The 14,890-nt window shown below is 63.8% G+C and carries 13 protein-coding genes; 4 read left to right on the top strand and 9 right to left on the bottom strand.

Annotated elements, in window-relative coordinates; all coding sequences use genetic code 11:
- Positions 1–96: 96 nt before the first annotated feature.
- From FHS81_RS00625 to FHS81_RS00590, 8 genes are all read right to left on the bottom strand, one after another.
- Positions 97–1,008, bottom strand: coding sequence for an alpha/beta hydrolase (locus FHS81_RS00625; protein WP_183750114.1), 912 nt, complete (start codon positions 1,006–1,008; stop codon positions 97–99).
- Between the two features lie 129 nt (positions 1,009–1,137).
- Positions 1,138–2,169, bottom strand: a complete 1,032-nt coding sequence (locus tag FHS81_RS00620; RefSeq protein ID WP_183750715.1) for a peptidoglycan -binding protein — start codon at positions 2,167–2,169, stop codon at positions 1,138–1,140.
- A 2-nt stretch (positions 2,170–2,171) separates the two neighbouring features.
- Entirely contained in the window at positions 2,172–3,191 is a 1,020-nt protein-coding gene (locus FHS81_RS00615) for a flagellar motor protein MotA (protein ID WP_246374336.1), read from the bottom strand.
- A 178-nt stretch (positions 3,192–3,369) separates the two neighbouring features.
- Complete coding sequence (locus tag FHS81_RS00610) at positions 3,370–4,161, bottom strand: inositol monophosphatase family protein (RefSeq protein ID WP_183750112.1); 792 nt, start codon at positions 4,159–4,161, stop codon at positions 3,370–3,372.
- Positions 4,162–4,357: 196 nt separating this feature from the next.
- Positions 4,358–5,491 (bottom strand): tetratricopeptide repeat protein, encoded by a 1,134-nt coding sequence (locus tag FHS81_RS00605; protein WP_183750111.1) that lies wholly within the window; start codon positions 5,489–5,491, stop codon positions 4,358–4,360.
- On the bottom strand, positions 5,488–6,180 hold the full coding sequence (locus FHS81_RS00600; protein ID WP_183750110.1) for a thiamine phosphate synthase: 693 nt from the start codon (positions 6,178–6,180) through the stop codon (positions 5,488–5,490). The genes FHS81_RS00605 and FHS81_RS00600 overlap by 4 nt, the downstream gene beginning before the upstream one ends.
- On the bottom strand, positions 6,177–7,304 hold the full coding sequence (gene dusA, locus FHS81_RS00595) for a tRNA dihydrouridine(20/20a) synthase DusA (RefSeq protein ID WP_183750109.1): 1,128 nt from the start codon (positions 7,302–7,304) through the stop codon (positions 6,177–6,179). Before dusA ends, FHS81_RS00600 begins: the two co-directional genes overlap by 4 nt.
- A 510-nt stretch (positions 7,305–7,814) precedes the next feature.
- A complete protein-coding gene (locus FHS81_RS00590) occupies positions 7,815–8,492 on the bottom strand; it encodes a GntR family transcriptional regulator (RefSeq protein WP_183750108.1) in 678 nt (225 codons plus the stop codon).
- Positions 8,493–8,615: 123 nt separating this feature from the next.
- Here FHS81_RS00590 and FHS81_RS00585 point away from each other — a divergent pair, with 123 nt between their 5' ends.
- From FHS81_RS00585 to ggt, 3 genes are read left to right on the top strand one after another with little or no spacing between them, the layout of a single operon-like run.
- Positions 8,616–9,674, top strand: a complete 1,059-nt coding sequence (locus FHS81_RS00585; protein ID WP_183750107.1) for a phosphotransferase — start codon at positions 8,616–8,618, stop codon at positions 9,672–9,674.
- On the top strand, positions 9,671–10,987 hold the full coding sequence (locus FHS81_RS00580; RefSeq protein WP_183750106.1) for an aspartate aminotransferase family protein: 1,317 nt from the start codon (positions 9,671–9,673) through the stop codon (positions 10,985–10,987). Before FHS81_RS00585 ends, FHS81_RS00580 begins: the two co-directional genes overlap by 4 nt.
- Positions 10,984–12,663, top strand: coding sequence for a gamma-glutamyltransferase (ggt, locus tag FHS81_RS00575; RefSeq protein WP_183750105.1), 1,680 nt, complete (start codon positions 10,984–10,986; stop codon positions 12,661–12,663). Before FHS81_RS00580 ends, ggt begins: the two co-directional genes overlap by 4 nt.
- 21 nt (positions 12,664–12,684) lie before the next feature.
- On the opposite strand, the gene FHS81_RS00570 is transcribed toward ggt, so the two are convergent.
- Positions 12,685–13,512, bottom strand: a complete 828-nt coding sequence (locus tag FHS81_RS00570) for an IclR family transcriptional regulator (protein ID WP_183750104.1) — start codon at positions 13,510–13,512, stop codon at positions 12,685–12,687.
- Between the two features lie 99 nt (positions 13,513–13,611).
- Here FHS81_RS00570 and FHS81_RS00565 point away from each other — a divergent pair, with 99 nt between their 5' ends.
- Positions 13,612–14,889: an ArgE/DapE family deacylase gene (locus tag FHS81_RS00565; RefSeq protein WP_183750103.1), complete on the top strand. Its 1,278-nt coding sequence runs from the start codon at positions 13,612–13,614 to the stop codon at positions 14,887–14,889.
- Position 14,890: the final 1 nt, after the last annotated feature.

The following is a 14,890-nucleotide window of genomic DNA, read 5'->3' as shown; positions in this document are numbered from 1 at the left end:
GTGATACGTCCTCATACGGAAGCCAGCCGGCAATTGGTTTCCGCCACCCGGACGCAGGCCTGGATGGGGCGATGCTGAAACAGCCGGAATGCCCGGTCATATATTCCGCAAAGCGGCAGCGCCTGGCCAAAGAGCGAATCGCAGTCCCCGACTGATCCCCACCAAGGCCGATGACGAATGATCTTCACCGGGCAACTCCTCAAAGCGCACGATCAGCCTGTCGGGATCGTTCACACCTAATCGCCGGGCGAGGTTGTGTGCCTTGTCGCGCATCGCGCGTTTCTGGCGCATGGCCAGCACGCGCTCTGGATTGGAGAGTTCAGTCTGCCAGGGCGCCAGAGTCTGCTCGAACTCGCCGACGGTGATCAGGGCGCGACGCGGTGGCATATCGGTTGGCAACCGCTCGTTCAATGTTGCCGCGTGGGCCAGCAGCCAATCCTCGTCCGCCCACACTGAGGGGCTGATGGCGATGTAGCTCTCGAATGCCGCAGGATTCTGGACCAGCTGCGATAGCACGAAGCAGCCGCCGAGCGAGTGGCCGATCAAAGTCTGGTGCGAGGGATCCAGCGGCGCTGCACGGGCGGCGAGGGGTCGCACCACGTCGTCGATCAGCCGCGCCATGGTTGCCGCGCCACCGGTAGCTGGAACGCTGGCGGCTTTCGCCGAAGCTGTGCTGGTGCCGATCTCCGTTGGCGGAATAACCTCGCGGCTGAAGTCATACCTGCGCCGGGCGGTGTCATAGGCATCGTCGGTGTCGTAGCCAATGCCGACGACCACAGCCGGAACGATGCCCGTCGATGCCTGCCGGCGGACGCGCATCCGCAGCGATTCGACGGTGGCCATAAAGGTGGCGTTGGCATCGAGCAGGAAAATAGCCGGATAGCCGGTGTCCGGGGGCGGCTGTTCCGGCTGGGCGATGAAGATGCGATAGGCAAAGCCGTCGAACGGAGAGCGAATGACATGCACGCGGACGCCGGGAACATGAAACGGTTGCGGATCTGTGTTCATGTCTCCCTCACTGTCAGGCATGCCATCCATGTCAGACTTTCCCGCATGCGAGTGAATAGCGGCTGATCGTCAATTCCGCCATAAGAACGGCGCGCCAAAGCTCCGCCGAAAGCGAAGATTGCCGCAGGTTTACCGTTCGGTCAGCTTCAACTCAATGCGGCGGTTGCGGCGGAAGGCCTCGTCGTTTTCTGCCAGATCGAGCGGTTGATACTCGGCGAATCCGGCGGCAAGCAGACGTTGCGGTGGAAGCCCGCGCGACTGCAAATAACGCACGACAGCAATGGCGCGCGCCGCGGATAGCTCCCAGTTTGAGCGGAAGGCCCCAGTGCCTGAAAGCGGGCGGATATCCGTATGCCCGTCGACGCGCAGCACCCACGGAATATCCGGCGGGATTTCTTCGGAGAGTTCGAGCAGGGCTCCTGCCACCTTGTCCAGTTCCTGCTGGCCTTCCGGCAGCAGCTCCGCCGCGCCGGTGTCGAAAAATACTTCCGACTGGAAGACGAAGCGGTCACCCACCGTGCGAATGTCCGGTCGGTCGCCCAGGATCTGGCGCAGCCTGCCGAAGAAGTCGGAGCGGTAGCGGGCCAGTTCCTGTACGCGCTGGGCGAGCGCGACATTTAGGCGGCTGCCGAGATCGGCGATGCGTTCCTGCGATTCCCTGTCGCGCGCTTCGGAGGCGGCCAGTGCATCCTCAAGGGCCGCGAGCTGGCGGCGCAGGGCGGCGAGTTGCTGGTTAAGAAGCTCTACCTGCGCCAATGCGCGGGCCGATACTTCCTGCTCGCCGGCGAGGGCGGCTGACAAGCGGCTGGTTTCGGTTTCGGCGGATGTGCTGGCGTTGGTGCCGGCATCGAGCAAACCCTGCAGGCGGCTTTGTTCCGCCGCACTGGTTTGCAGGGTGGATTGCAGCGTGGCCAGGTTGTCCTCCAGGCCCTTGTTCTCGGCGCGGGCAAGGGCGAGCAGATCTGTAAGCTCCGCAATCTGCTGATTGAGCCGGCGCAGCGCTTCATCCTTGCCGGTCAGTTCCTGTGACAGGAAGAATTGCGCCAGCACGAAGACCGAGAGCAGGAAGACGATGGATAATACCAGCGTCGACAGGGCATCGACGAAGCCCGGCCAATAATCGATGCGCCGGTTCTCGCGGCGCCCGCGCGACAGGGCCATGCTCACTCACCCCGCGGCGTTTCGGCAGCAGCCGCGACACGCTCAAGCGCGCGGCGGATTTCCTGCTGCTGGTCGGCCTGCGACTCCACCCAATCCCGGATGAGCTGTTGCTCGCTGCGCATATGCGCCACGAGCGACTGGATGCCTTCGGCAAGATTTGCCAGCGCCTGTGTCGTGGCGCGGTTGTTCTGGTTCTCGCTGACGAGAGCGGAAAGCTTGTCGAGCGCTTGCGTGATTTCGGTCTGCGGGGCGGTGACGTCAGGCACGCCGCTGATGTCCCGGATGGCCGGCACGCCCGCGGGCTCGGCAACCGGGCTATCGGTCACGGTGCGGGCCAGCAAATCCTCAAGCTCTGTATAAAAACGGTTCTGTGCCTGCCCGGTCTGGAGATCGAGGAAGCCGAGAACGAGCGATCCGGCGAGGCCGAATAGCGAGGACGAAAACGAGATGCCCATGCCGGAAAGCGGCGCGGCAAGACCGGTCTTGAGGTCGTCGAACAGCACGGCGGAATCGCCATCTGTCCGCAACGTGCCAATGACGTTGCCGATGGAACTGACCGTTTCGAGAAGGCCCCAGAAGGTGCCGAGCAGGCCGAGGAAAACGAGGAGGCCGGCAAGATAGCGGCCGATGTCGCGGCTTTCATCGAGGCGGGCGGCGAGGGAATCGAGCATCGCACGCACGGTCAGGGCAGGGGCGGAAGCGCGCTCAAGTCTGTCGCCGAAGATCGCAGCCATGGGCGCAAGCAACACCGGCGGCGGGGCGATGGCCAATCCTTCGCCCGTCAGGTGTGAGGCGTTGACCCAGTTGACCTCGCGAAACAGACGCCAGATCTCGCGCAGACCGAGCACGATACCCACCAGCAGCACGCCGATGATAAGACCGTTGAGACCTGGGTTGGCGAGAAACGCTTCAACGATGCGGCGTTGCAGCACCAGCACCAGAAAACCGATCAGCACAAGAAAGATCGCCGCGCGGATAAGATACAGGCGCGGCGCGGACAGTTTGGGGGCGGCGAGCGTCATTGTTCGGGATCCAGACCTCGGCATGCAGTGGCGAAACGGCATGAAGGCTAAGATCAAATTTACGAAACAGCAATGACTATCCTGTACCGGCCGCCGCATCCGGGCCGGTTATGAAGCCGAATCGCGTCAATAACGCCCGGATGCCGCCACCCGGGCGTGTGTGGATGAATGCAAACGATCAGCGTGCGGCGCGCAACACCGCAAGCAGTTCGCTCTGCACCGCTTCGTTGCCGCAAACGATGGAGCCTTTGCCGAGCACGTCATCGCCGCCATCGGCATCCGCGATGAAACCGCCGGCCTCCCGCAGCAGGACGATGCCGGCGGCGATATCCCAGCTTTTCAGGTCGCGTTCCCAATAGCCGTCGTAACGGCCGCAGGCGACATAGGCGATGTCGAGAGCCGCCGCGCCGAAGCGGCGAATCCCGGCTGTGCGCACCATGACGCCGGCCAGTTCCTTGATGAAGGTGGCATGGCCGCTCTTGCCCAGATGCGGAACGCCGGTGGCGATGAGCGAGGTCGCGAAGTCGCGCCGTGCCGAAACGCGGATGCGCCGGTTGTTGAGGTAAGCGCCCGCGCCCTTTTCTGCGACGAACAGCTCGTCCTTGATCGGGTCATAGACGACGCCCGCGACGATCTGGCCCTGCCGTTCGAGACCGACGGAAATCGCAAAATGCGGCAGGCCGTGCAGGAAGTTCGTGGTGCCGTCCAACGGGTCGATGTGCCAGCGATGGGTCGTGTCCGTGCCTTCCACGACACCGCCTTCCTCAAGCACGAAGCCATAGCCGGGGCGGGCTTTCTCCAGCACTTCGCGCAGGATTTTTTCGGCCTTCTGATCAGCGGCGGAAACGAAGTCTCCCGGCCCCTTGACCGATACCTGCAAGGCTTCAAGCTCGCCGAAATCGCGCTTGAGCGAACGGGCCGCCTTCATGACGGCATCGGTCATGACGGTAATGATGGGTGAGCGGATCATGATGGGCGCGCCTTTATGACTGGCCGGCAGGGCACCGGCTCAAGATTCGTGATGAGCGCGCTTCTGTCGGTCGCGAAGCGCGCTGGTCCCGCCGCTGGCGGAAGAAGATGAGGGTCGTTATCTGCCCGCTGCGGGGGGCAGGCGTCAAGAGGCGACACGGCGGCTGCCGCGCGACACGCAGCTTATTTCGGTTGCCTCAAGGCTCCAGCCCGAAATTGATATCCTCGGTGCGCGCGCGGGCCAGCGCTTCCGCCCGCTTCCGCTCGTCGGCCGAGAGGCCTTTCAGGGCCGAGTCGAGCCACGGATCGGCCCGTCCCTGCCTTGAGGCCATCAGGTGCCATGCGGCGGCGCTGACGAGATCGCGCGGAGCGCCACGGCCTGCCGCCTGAATGCGCGCCAGCCGGTTTTGTGCAATGGCGTTGCCCCGCGCCGCGGCCAGCGCAAAGAGCCGCGCGGCACGTTCCTCGCTTGCGGTGATGCCGGAGCCGTTGAACAGCATGATGGCGAGTTCCACCTGCGCATCGGTGTTGCCGTTGGCGGCGGCGCGCGCCATCCACTGCGCGGCGGCGGTGATATCGGGCGAAACACCCCGGCCTTCCCGCAGCAGAATACCCAGCGCATATTGCGCATCGGCAACCTCGCTGTCGGCGGCGCGGCGCAGAAGGTCTGCTGCCCGCGTCAGATCCTGCTGGTCCCGCGCGCCGATCAGGGCCACAGCCAGATTATAGGCCGCGAGCGGGTGGCCTGCATCCGCCGCCTTTTGCAGCAGCGCGAGCCCCTCCGCATGTTTGCGCGCCTTGTCCGGCTCGGCGGCAATGGCGCTTTCTTCCAGCACCAGCATGGCCAGCGAGAAAAGGGCATTGGGTTCGTTCAGCGCGGCGGCGCTTTCATACCAGCTCCGCGCCTTTTCAGGATCGCTGGCAACTCCGAGGCCGCGCGAGTAGATTTCGGCCAGCAGGGTCATGGCCGGGCCGTCTTGCGGATTACGGCCAACGCGCATCAAAGCGCCCTGAAACGCTGCCTTGTAAAAGCCCCGCTGATAATCGGCAAAGGCGTAGTCAGCCGATGGGTCGGGCAGCGTCGGCACGGCGGCTGCGCTTTCCACCCGATCAGTTGGTGCGGGCAGGAAACGCGAATCGCCGCGCGGCGCGGTTTCCAGCGACGAACTGGCGGTGCCCGAGCCAAAGCCTGTATAAGGAATGCTCAAAGGCGGCTCACTTGCGCGGCCGCGCTGCGCCATTGCCGTTTGCGCGGACAAGCCCGCTGCTGCCAAAGCCATGCCGGTCGCGGCGAGCAAAGCCAGCCCCGGAGCTTTCGTCTCCCGGCTCATCTGGCATCGTTCTCCTGCGCATTGGCTTCCGAGGCAAGGGGTGTCTTGTCGATGATCGCCCGCGCTTTCGCAATCGCTGCGACCGGGCCATCGGCATTAGTCCAGACTGCATCGCCAAGGCCGACGAATTCCGCGCCTGTCGCCGCAATATCAGCCACGCTGTCGAGATCCGGCACGAAACCGACGCAGGGCACCGCGAAGATTTCCGCCCACCAGCTCACACGCTCCAGCGTGGCGTCGAAATCCGGCAGCTCCCCGTCCGGGTAAGGTTCGCCGAACAGCAGATAATCCACGTCGCCCTCGCCGATGGTCATCGCCTCGTGACGGTTGCGCAGGCCGCCCACACCAACGATCCGCTCCGGCTTCAACGCGTCGACGAATTCATTCACCACCGCTGCCGGCTCCTGCAAATCCCGCGTGCTGTTTCGCACGGAGACATGCACGCCATCCGCACCGCCGCGCGCCGCGACAGACGATGTGGCGGCCACCAGCACGGCAGCGCCGGATTTCTGCAACTCCGGTGCAATGATCTTCAATTGTCTGATCTGCTCGCGCTCGTCGGTGCTAGCGAAGGAGAGCAGAATCGCCGCCACGTCGCCCGTGGCGCAGACAGGGCCGAGCAGGTCGAGCGCTGCAGCCGCATCGGTGACGGGTGGGGCGATCAGGAATATTTGTGCTTTGTCGGTCATGAGGCTCTCCGCAGCGGCGAGGTATTGGATATTTCAGGCTCGGTTTCCGGATTCAGACCGTGCGTTTGCGTACCGCTTGCGTCCGTATCGGCCCGGTCTACTTTGTCCAGGGCCTCGCGCAGCACTTCTATCCCTGCATCGGCCCGCAGGGTTTCGGTGGAAAGATGGCGGCGGAAAAGGCGTGCGCCCCGCCTGCCGGGAAACAGCCCCAGCAGGGGGCGGGCCAGCAGATGCAGGCGCACACCAAGCCGCAGCTGCTCCTCGACATAGGGCATATAGGCCTCGACCGCCTCGAAACCATCGGCCAGCGGGGAGGGCTCGCCGGTGGTGAGCGGGTCGACGCCGAGCAGCAATTCGGGATTCTGGTAGGCTGCGCGGCCGATCATGGCCCCGTCAAGGGCCGGACCGTCGCGTCCTGCGATGGCCTCTTCCGCCGCATCCAGCGAAACAAGGCCGCCGTTGAGCATAATGGGCAGCGCTGGCCACTTCGTCTTCAGCCGGTGGGCGCGGCCGTAGTCCAGCGGCGGGATATCGCGGTTTTCTTTCGGGCTGAGGCCTTTCAGCCAGGCCTTGCGGGCATGCACCACCAGACCGTCGACACCGGCAGCGATCACCGCATGCGCCAACGCGTCCAGCGCCTCTTCCGGGTCCTGATCGTCAACGCCGATGCGGCATTTGACGGTGACGGGAATGGTCACGGCCGCTTTCATCGCCGCGACGCACTCACCGACAACGGCCGGCTCGCGCATCAGGCAAGCGCCGAATCGCCCATTCTGCACCCTGTCGGACGGGCAGCCGACATTGAGGTTGACCTCGTCATACCCCCAGTCGGCGCAGATACGCGCGGCACGCGCCAGATGATCGGGATCGGACCCGCCGAGCTGGATGGCAACGGGATGTTCGGCGGCAGAATAGTCCAGATACCGTGCCCGGTCCCCGAACACGATGGCCCCGGTGGAAATCATCTCGGTGTAAAGCAGCACACGACGTGACAGCAGCCGGTGGAAATAGCGGCAATGGCGGTCGGTCCACTCGATCATGGGCGCGACGGCATAGCGCGCGCCGCTGAACGGCTTGATCGGGGAGGTGCTTCCCTCTGTCGCCGTTGCCTCGTCCTGTCTCATCTCAACCCATGTTCTATCGTCGTAACCAATTCCGGCGTGCTGTCGCTGCGGGCCGGCATCCGGCCAAGATTACACAGCGCCACCATGGGCACCATATCAGACAGAGTACTCAAGGACGGAAGAAAATCATACACGGCGCAGAATCGCATAATGCGTCCCGGCGTCGTTGTCCATTCCGGGACGGGGATTTTCGTTCAAAACCGGATGGCAGGTAGGGGTGGGGCGGTCATGGCAGCAGCCATCTGCATCGGTTTGATGGCCGACCATCGGCGATTGCGCAAAAATTGCATATTACCTTTATAAATCAATAATTTGAATGGCATCGGGTTTGCGGCATAGGAAGCGGTCGCGCTCGAAGGCGTCGCATTGACGATGATATCTGTTATATGATATCACAAAATTAATTAGTCAGAACGACTCCCGGCGCACGGTCCAGAGATGCTTGCCGATAAACATGAAATGAGCAGCCAGAGGGTGAAGCCGGATTCCGATCCGGGCAGGCGCGGGGGGTCAGGCCGGCGCCTGCTTGCCGGACAGTTCGCGGATACGCGGAAGCATCGCGTCGGCCGCCACGGTAATGTCCTTCACCATCGCTTCCCGGACACGTCCGGCATCGCGGGCGGAGAGCCCTTTCAGGATCAGGCGATGCTCGTCGTTGGCGACTGCGCCATAGTCGCTGCCGGCGAAAAGCTCGTTCATATAGACGCCGACTTCTCCCCACAGGTTTTCGATGATGCGCAGCAGCCGCGGCGAGTTGGCGGCGTCATAGATGGTGAAGTGGAAGCGCTGGTTCAGCGCGACATAATCCTTGTAATCGCCGCTGGCGAGCGCCGCGTCGATCATCTCCACCACGGCGCCAAGCTCCACAAGGCCCTTGTCCGATATCCGCGCCGTCGCCAGCTCCGCCGCCAGCCCTTCGAGTTCGCAGCGAATGCGGAACAGTTCGCTGAATTTGGCTGCGTCCCAATCCGGCACCGCGATCGAGCGGTTCGGTTTCATTTCGAGCAGGCCCTCACCCACGAGGCGTTGCAGCGCCTCGCGAACCGGCGTGGTGGATATGCCGTAGACCTCGGCCAGATTGCGCAGCACGAAAACCTGCCGGGGCGCGAAACGTCCCGCAATAAGGCCCTGCTTGATGGCGTCGTAGGCTTGATCGTTGAGGGCCTTGTATTCGAGGCGTTCCGTCATGTCGTCCCATATCCGCTTGGTCCTGCGCGGCTGCGTTGCGCCGGCACGTCGCGCCGAAAATGCCCAATCATCGCAGTGCTGACAAGCGCTTCCTGTCAGCCTTTAGAGCACGGAATCCATCGCGTGACGACAGACACTACCGGCAATACAGAAACGCTCGCATCGCCACCGCCCGCAATGACGCAGCAAGAAGCCGTCCGATTGGCCCGGACGCTTTTCGGCCTCCCTGTAGAGCAGGCGGAATTGATGACGGCGGAACGCGACCAGAACCTGCGCCTTACCGCCGCTGACGGCCAGCGCTGGGTGATGAAGGTCGCCAACTCAGCCGAAGACCGTGAGGTCACGGATTTTCAGACGGCGGCGCTCTGCCATGTCGAACGTACTACGCCGGATCTGCCGGTGCCGCGCGTGCAGCGAAGCGTCTCCGGCAAAACCGAGGTTCTGGCCCGGCTGTCGGACGGTCGGTGTTCGGTCGTGCGCGTGCTGTCGTGGATGGATGGCCTGCCGCTGGTTCATGCCCCGCGCTCGGCGCGGCAACGCCGGAATCTCGCATGTTGCCATGCGCGGCTGGGGCGCGCCTTCGCCGGTTTCTCGCATCCCGGTCAGGAGCATTATCTCCAGTGGGACATCAGCAATCTCGATCGCGTCGCGCCGCTGTTGCTTTATGTCGAAGGCGACGATATCCGCGCCATGGTTGCGGGTGTGCTGACCGATTTCAGGCGGGAGGCGAAGCCTGCTCTGCCGGATCTGCGCCGTCAAGTGATCTATAACGATCTGAACTTTCATAACGTATTGGTCGATCCTTACGACCCGGACCGGATAGCGGGCATCATCGATTTTGGCGATATCATCGCCGCGCCTCTCGTCAACGATCTGGCGGTCGCCGCTTCCTATCAGTTTGGGTCTGCAGGCGTGCGGGCCGACGTTGCGGAGTTCATCGCCGCCTATCACCGCCAATTGCCGCTCACCGGCAATGAGATCCGCCTTCTGCCGCTGCTGATCGAGGCGCGTCTGGCGATGACGCTGCTCATCACCGGCTATCGCGCCATCCGATATCCGGAGAATGCCGATTACATCCTGCGCAACAACATGCCGGCGCGCGTCGCGCTGGCCGAGATGCGCAGCCGAAGCCCGCAAGACAATGCCGAGTGGGTCAATCTTGCCCTGGAGAACAGCCGATGAAGCCTGTCGATACCGCGATGGCCAACGCCTTTGTCGCGGGGAAGGTGCCACTTTCCCCGCAAACCGAGCAACTGATCTCGGACCGTGCGCGACTGCTCGGTCCCGCCTACCGGCTGATGTACGAGGAGCCGCTGCACTTCGTCAAAGGGGAGGGCGTGTGGCTGATCGACGCGAACGGGCGACGCTATCTGGACGCCTATAATAATGTCACGTCACTGGGACATTGCCACCCGGCGGTGGTGGAGGCCATCGCACGGCAAGCCGGCATTCTGGCGACCAACACGCGCTACCTGCAGGACGGGATCTTGCAACTGGCCGAGACGCTTCTGGCGACGATGCCGGAAGAGCCCGGCCACATGATGTTGACCTGCACCGGCAGCGAAGCGAACGATCTGGCCTGGCGCATCGCGCGCGGATTTTCCGGCGGTACCGGGATCGTCGTTACGCAAACCGCCTATCACGGCATCACCGATGCGGTGGCGCAGTACTCGCCGTCGCTGGGGCCGTCCGTTGATCTGGGCCGGCACGTGGCGCTGGTTCCGGCGCCCGGCGATCCGGGTGCGGAAGGGCCGGATGGTTTCGCGGAAGCCGTTGAATATGCCATCGCCGGTTTGCGCCGGCATGGCATACGCCCCGCCATGTTGATCGTCGACACGATGTTCACCTCGGACGGGGTGCGCGCTGGCCCGACAGGCTTCCTTGCCCCCGCTGTAGAGGCCATCCGGCGCGCCGGCGGCCTGTTCGTTGCTGACGAGGTGCAGCCGGGCTTTGCGCGCACCGGCGAGCGCTTCTGGGGGTTCCAGCGTCATGGCGTGATGCCGGACATCGTGACCATGGGCAAGCCAATGGGGAACGGTCATCCCGTAGCGGGGATCGTTGTGCGCCCGCAGGTGGTGGATGAGTTTGGCCGCAATGCCCGCTATTTCAACACCTTCGGCGGAAACACAGTGTCCTGCGCGGCTGCGCTCGCCGTCCTGAACGTGATTGCGCGTGACGGTTTGCAGGCCAACTCCCTGGCAATGGGCCAGCGGCTGATGGAGGGGCTGCGGTCGCTCGCAGGCCGCTATCCGATCCTCGCGGAGCTGCGCGGTGCGGGGTTGATGATCGGAGCGGAGATCCGGTCCGGCGGGCAGCCGGATCGTGAGGCGACGGCGCGCATCGTCAATGGCATGCGGGCGGAGGGCGTGCTCATCAGCTCGTGCGGCAAGCACCACAACGTGCTGAAGATTCGCCCGCCGCTGATTATCGATGCGGCGCAAGTCGATCTGTTCACCGAAACGCTCGGGCGCGTGTTGGAAGGAGTATCCGCATGACCGCAAGTTGGCGCCAGAAGGCCGCCGTGACCTTCGCGACGGAGAAACACCCGGCCCGTTCGCGTGACGGCATGGTGGTGACGAATCACCCGCTGGCCAGTGCGGCGGGTGCGGAAATGCTGGCGGCCGGGGGCAATGCAGTCGATGCGGCGATTGCCGCGCTGTTCGCCCTGTCCGTTGTCGAGCCGATGATGGTCGGCATCGTCGGCGGCGGGATGGCGCAGATTCGCATGGCAGATGGGCGGCATGTCGTTCTGGACGGGCAAAGTCGTGCGCCGGGTGCAGCTCATCCGGCCATGTTCCGGCCGACAGGTTTCGGCTACGAGGTGGAGGGCCGCGCCAACACCCACGGCGCAACGGCGGTTGCAACTCCCGGCACCCTGCGCGGCTGGTGCGACGCGCTGGAGCGTTTCGGCGTTCTGAAGCTGGCGGATGTGATGGCGCCCGCCATTCGCCATGCCCGCAGCGGGTTCGCGGTGACGCCCTATCTTGCAGCCTGCCTCACCGAGGCCGCGCACGATCTGGCGCAGGACGCGGAGGCAAGGCGCATCCTGACCGATGACGGCGCGCCGCTACCTGCGGGGCATCGTCTGGTAATGGCGGATTATGCCGAGACGCTTCAGCTCGTCGCGGCGCAAGGCCCGGATGCTTTATATACAGGTGACCTCGGCGGGCGGATCGTCGATGCGCTGCAAGCCGCCGGTTCGGTGATGACGCGTGAGGATCTGGCCAGCGTCGAGACCGTGACCCGCGAGCCTGTACGGGGCTTTTATCGCGGCCATGAGATCGTCGGGCCGCCACCGCCATCTGCTGGCGGCGTGCACGTCATCCAGATGCTCAAGATTCTGGAAGGCTTCGATCTTGCCTGTATGGGGTTCGGCAGTATCGAGGCGGCTCATCTCACCGCCGAAGTGCTGCGCATCGCTTTTGCCGACCGCGCCGCCGCCACGGCTGATCCCGCCTTCGTCGAAGTGCCGGTCGCGCGGCTGATTTCCGATGGCTATGCCGCCGAACGGCGCGCCCGGATCGATCCGGACAGGACGCAGGCATGGCAGGCGGGGGTGGGTGCCGTGGGTGAAGCGCACACCACGCATGTCACCGTTGCCGACCGCGACGGCAATATCGTGTCCACCACCCAGACGATCAACGCGCTCTTCGGTGCGCGGATCATCATTCCCGGAACCGGGATCATTCCCAACAATTATATGGCGTTGTTCGATCCCGTGCCGGGTCGTGCCAACTCTATCGCGCCGGGCAAGCGCGTCACCACCTCCATGGCGCCGACCATCGTGCTCAAAGATGGCAAGCCGCGTTATGCGATTGGCCTGCCCGGCGGCCTGCGCATCTTCGGGTCGGTCATGCAGGCGCTGGTCAATCTGCTGGAATACGGCATGAGCCTGCAAGAGGCGGTGGAAGCGCCGCGCCTGTGGACGCAGGGCGCCGAGCTGGAACTGGAAGACGGGTTTCCCCCTGCGGTCGAGGCGGGGTTGCAGGCGAAAGGCTGGCAGACACTGCGCCTGCCGCATGTGGGCGGCGGCATGAACGCAATCGCCTTCGATGATCGGGATATGGAAGGTGCGGCGTGCTGGCGCGCGGATGGGGTTGCGATCGGGCTTGGCGGCGGTCTGGCGCGGGCGGGAACACGGTTCTGGCCCGACAGTCCGGCCGGGCGCTGAACCGTGATACGCCGGCGTCTCTCATCCCGTTGTCGCGAGGCCGGGGCCAAGCCTGAGGCCGATGGCCGCCGCGGTTTCACGCGCTGCGGCGAGGGCACTCTGCATCCGGGCCGGATCGTCGAAATCGCTGCTGCCGCTGGTCACGGAGATCGCGCCTACGAACGTGCCGCCCCGGTTGAGGGCCGGCACGCCCAGCCCGGCCATGCCAACATAATAATCGTTCCGGACGACTTCATAACCATGCAGACGGATGCGTTCGATGGAGCGCAGGAGTTCCGACTGGTCGGTTTGAGAGAACTGCGTGAACTGCGGCTGCGATCGCGCCAGCCACGACGCACGAGCCTCCTCCGAAATATGCGCGAGGATGACCCTCGGTCCCGCCGCCATGTTCAAGGGTACCACCGTGCCGGGAGACGACCACGGCACATCCAGAAACACGCCGCTGGCCCTGACGCGATCGATGCAGATGGCGCCTTCGGAGTCGGGAATCCAGAAGAACGACGTCATGCCTGTTTTTTCGGCGAGCCATTGCAGATGCGGCGCGGCTGTTTCGCGCAGCGCCCGGGGACCGAGCACGGCGGGCTGAAGTTTGAGCACGCCGATATCAAGGCCGTAGGTGCCCTCGGTCTCGTCGCGGCGGACAAGGCCCGTGCGGCACAGGGCGATCAACAGGCGGCGGGTTGTGTTCTTGTCGAGGCCGGTGGCGCGGGCAACCTCCGTCAGGCTCAGCATGGGCCTTGTCATGGAGAAGCTTTGCAGGATCGCGGTAACCCGCTCGACGGCACGCATGCCGGCGTTTTCCTTGTCGGATTTTGGATTGGCGGAGGAGGGAGGTTTCTTCGTCATCATGGTTCTTGTATCACTCAATGATACTTGAAAATCAACTATTGACTTGGAAGGATCAATGCGGTTCCTTTGAATCAAAGAATAAAAGTGGGGATACACATTATGCAGTCTGATCTAAGCGCTAGGATTCTGCGCTCCGTCGACGATGGTTTCGACGAGCAGATCGCCTACACCCGCAAGCTTGTGTCATTTGCCTCGCAGCGGGCTGAAGAATTCACGATTCAGGATTTTCTCTACAACGACTATGCCGCCCGCGGCTTTAAGATGGACCGCTTCGAAATGAACGAGGCGGAACTGACAGCGCACGAGGGCGGCGCGCCGTTTTCAGCCGACCACTCGCGCGCGCCTGTCGTTGTGGGAATCCATCATCCCAGAGAGGAAAAGGGCCGCTCGCTGATCCTTCAGCACCACGTCGATGTCGTGCCGACCGGCCCGCTCGATATGTGGGAGCGCGATCCTTATGGCGGCGAAATCGTTGGTGACCGCCTTTATGGCCGCGGCGCGGGAGATATGAAGGCCGGCGCGGGCGCCAATGTCTTCGCGCTGGAGGCGCTGCGCCGGATTGGCCTGCAACCGGCTGCCACCGTCTATCTGCAATCGGTGGTCGAGGAGGAGTCGACGGGCAACGGTGCGTTGCAAACCTTTCTGCGCGGCTACACCGCCGACGCGGCCCTGATCCCCGAACCGGAGGACAACATGCTGGTCCGCGCCAGCGGCGGTGTGTTGTGGTTCGAGGTCGAGGTGCGCGGCATTCCCGTGCATGTCCGCGAGATGGGGGAAGGCGCGAATGCCATCGACGCCGCCTATCGCGTCATTGGTGCGCTGCGCGAGATCGAGGCGAAGTGGAACGCCGAGAAGGCGGAACACCCCGGCTTCGAGAACGAGCCGAAGCCGATCAACATGAACATCGGCATTATCGAAGGTGGGGACTGGGGATCGTCGGTCCCGGCGTGGTGCCGCTTTCAGGTGCGCATCTCGATCTATCCGGGCCAGAAGGCACAAGATAAGTTGCATGAGATCACAGATCACATATCATCATTCTCACGCACGGATCGATTCCTCGCCCAGAATCCGCCCCGCATCACCCAGAACGGGTTCAATGCGGAGGGTTATTATCTGAAGCCGGGTTCCGAGGCGGAAAAGACACTGGCGCATGCCCACGCGGAGGCTTTCGGCGCACCGCTGAAAACCTTCACGACCCCGGCCTATCTCGATGCACGGGTCTACGCGCTCTACAACCGGATTCCGACCCTGTGCTACGGGCCGGTCTCCCATAACATCCACGGCTTCGACGAATACGTCAGCCTGGACTCTTTGCACAGCGTCACCAAGGCCATGGCGCTGTTCATTGCAGACTGGTGCGGAACCGAACCAGCCTGAA

Origin of the sequence: Pseudochelatococcus contaminans, assembly GCF_014195635.1 — a bacterium.
GTDB classification, from domain to species: domain Bacteria; phylum Pseudomonadota; class Alphaproteobacteria; order Rhizobiales; family Beijerinckiaceae; genus Pseudochelatococcus; species Pseudochelatococcus contaminans.
This window is presented reverse-complemented; position numbering and strand designations above follow the sequence as displayed.

Bases quoted from the DNA above. Each gene is read 5' to 3' on its own strand.
- FHS81_RS00625 (WP_183750114.1), bottom strand. From the start codon at position 1,008: ATGAACACAGATCCGCAACCGTTTCATGTTCCCGGCGTCCGCGTGCAT.
- FHS81_RS00605 (WP_183750111.1), bottom strand. From the start codon at position 5,491: ATGAGCCGGGAGACGAAAGCTCCGGGGCTGGCTTTGCTCGCCGCGACC.
- FHS81_RS00615 (WP_246374336.1), bottom strand. From the start codon at position 3,191: ATGACGCTCGCCGCCCCCAAACTGTCCGCGCCGCGCCTGTATCTTATC.
- dusA (WP_183750109.1), bottom strand. From the start codon at position 7,304: ATGAGACAGGACGAGGCAACGGCGACAGAGGGAAGCACCTCCCCGATC.
- FHS81_RS00570 (WP_183750104.1), bottom strand. From the start codon at position 13,512: ATGATGACGAAGAAACCTCCCTCCTCCGCCAATCCAAAATCCGACAAG.
- FHS81_RS00620 (WP_183750715.1), bottom strand. From the start codon at position 2,169: ATGGCCCTGTCGCGCGGGCGCCGCGAGAACCGGCGCATCGATTATTGG.
- ggt (WP_183750105.1), top strand. From the start codon at position 10,984: ATGACCGCAAGTTGGCGCCAGAAGGCCGCCGTGACCTTCGCGACGGAG.
- FHS81_RS00600 (WP_183750110.1), bottom strand. From the start codon at position 6,180: ATGACCGACAAAGCACAAATATTCCTGATCGCCCCACCCGTCACCGAT.
- FHS81_RS00565 (WP_183750103.1), top strand. From the start codon at position 13,612: ATGCAGTCTGATCTAAGCGCTAGGATTCTGCGCTCCGTCGACGATGGT.
- FHS81_RS00610 (WP_183750112.1), bottom strand. From the start codon at position 4,161: ATGATCCGCTCACCCATCATTACCGTCATGACCGATGCCGTCATGAAG.
- FHS81_RS00580 (WP_183750106.1), top strand. From the start codon at position 9,671: ATGAAGCCTGTCGATACCGCGATGGCCAACGCCTTTGTCGCGGGGAAG.
- FHS81_RS00590 (WP_183750108.1), bottom strand. From the start codon at position 8,492: ATGACGGAACGCCTCGAATACAAGGCCCTCAACGATCAAGCCTACGAC.